Annotated in this window: 1 protein-coding gene; it reads right to left on the reverse strand. The window is 71.4% G+C overall.

The window, feature by feature from the left end; translation table 11 throughout:
* A partial coding sequence (locus Q7A36_RS40895) for a transposase (RefSeq protein WP_305109493.1) occupies nucleotides 1-461 on the reverse strand: 461 nt, incomplete at both ends.

A 461-nucleotide genomic window follows, 5' to 3' on the forward strand; every position in this document is an offset into this window, starting at 1 on the left:
GCAAGTTGTGGGTCGCGGCCTGCAGGTGCCACTCGCCGCGGCAGGCAGTGAGACCGCGCATGCTGAAGCGACCGGCGTCCTGGCGCTCCTTCATCTGCCCGAATACCGGCTCCACCGAGGCGCCGCGCTGACGGTAGATGGCGCGGCCTCGCCGGGTGCGCAGCTTGCGCTGCATGCGGTCGCGGGCTGACAACCCCTTCGGGATGCGCCCGCGAGGTGGCGCCGCGTCGCGCAGCTCGGCGCGCTGCTGGCGGTCCTTTCGGGTGGCGATGAACAGCTCGCACTCGGTGGTCTGACTGGCGGCGTTGTCCTCTGACCAGTAGCCGGCGTCGGCGGCCGCGGCGCCGAGCACGGCGTCCTCGCCCATCACCATCTCGACCACCGCCTGGGCGCGGTCGAGCATCGGCTTGAGCTGCTGGACGTCATTGGCCTCGGTGGTGACCTCGGCGGCGAGGATGATC

The sequence above is a fragment of the Paracraurococcus lichenis genome (genome assembly GCF_030657435.1).
Classification (GTDB): Bacteria; Pseudomonadota; Alphaproteobacteria; order Acetobacterales; family Acetobacteraceae; genus Paracraurococcus; species Paracraurococcus lichenis.